The 1,225-nt window shown below is 72.9% G+C and carries 2 protein-coding genes; one reads left to right on the forward strand and one right to left on the reverse strand.

Annotated features, from left to right (window positions below):
- Nucleotides 1–568, forward strand: a 568-nt coding sequence (locus V8688_RS31955) for an NlpC/P60 family protein (protein ID WP_342802382.1), incomplete at its 5' end; no start/stop codon positions are given.
- Nucleotides 569–762: 194 nt separating this feature from the next.
- On the opposite strand, the gene V8688_RS31960 is transcribed toward V8688_RS31955, so the two are convergent.
- A partial coding sequence (locus tag V8688_RS31960; RefSeq protein ID WP_342802383.1) for a class F sortase occupies nt 763–1,225 on the reverse strand: 463 nt, incomplete at its 5' end.

Here is a 1,225-nt window from a genome sequence, read left to right on the forward strand (position 1 = left end):
CCAGCGCGCGGCCGCCGATCAGGCCGCCCGCGACCGCGCCGCCCGCCTCGGCGAGGGCCAGCGCCCCCACACTGAGCTGGAGTCCACGCCCGCCTCGCCGCGCAAGACCCAGCCGAAACCGACGAAACCGCAGGTCACCGGATCGGCCGCGATCGAGACGGTGATCGACCGGGCGATGTCGCAACTCGGGGTCACCTACGCCTGGGGCGGCGGGGACGAGGACGGGCCGACCCTGGGCATCCGCGACGGCGGCACCGCCGACGCGCACGGCGACTACAACAAGGTCGGCTTCGACTGCTCGGGCCTGATGCTCTACGCCTTCGCCGGGATCGGCGTCTCGCTGCCGCACTACAGCGGCTACCAATACAACGCGGGCACCCGCGTCGACGTGGAGGACCGCGAACGCGGCGACATGCTGTTCTGGGGGCCGGGCGGCAGCGCGCACGTCGCGCTCTACCTGGGCAACGGGAAAATGATCGAGGCTCCCGAATCCGGTGACGTCGTGAAGATCTCGCCGGTCCGTGAGGACGGGATCATGCCGTACGCGGTCCGCATCGTCACCGAGTAGGCGCTGCACCGGGTTGTGCGCCTGGGCCGGGTCGGGCACCTGGGGTTGGGCTGCGGTCCTGGGGTCGTGTTGTGCCGACCTGGGCTCGGGCTGCGGACCTTGGATCGGGTTGCGCGTCTGGGGCCGACCTGCGCACCGAGGCCCAGCCAGGACCGGACCCTGATGGCTATTCCGCTCGGGTGGTGTCACCGGGGTCAGGTGGTGGCGACCAGGGTCGCGGAGACGATGACATTGGACAGGTAGCGGCGCTGGGCCGGGTCGAACGCGCCGCCGCAGGTGATGAGGCGCAGGCGGGCCGTGCCGTCGTCGGCGAACACGCGCTCGGTCGGGAACTGCGTCTTGTCCACCGACTCGGTGCGGTCGACGACGAACCGGACGGTGCTGCCGTCGGCCCTGGTCAGCCGGATCTCGTCGCCCGCGGCGAGCTCGGCGAGCCGGAAGAAGACGGCGGGTCCGCCGGTCGAGTCGACGTGTCCGAGGATCACCGCCGCCCCCGCCTCCCCGGGACTGGCGCCCGGCTCGAACCACGACGGGCGCTCGAAGTCCGGGGGCGCGGCGAGTGCCCCGGCCGCGGTGGTCCCGCTGCGCTCCACGCCGGTGTCGAGCCCGATCCGCGGAATCTCCAGCCGGACCGGTGCCGAGCGGCCCAGCGGGGCG

Origin of the sequence: Nocardia sp. No.11 (assembly GCF_038752175.1) — a bacterium.
GTDB lineage: Bacteria > Actinomycetota > Actinomycetes > Mycobacteriales > Mycobacteriaceae > Nocardia > Nocardia canadensis.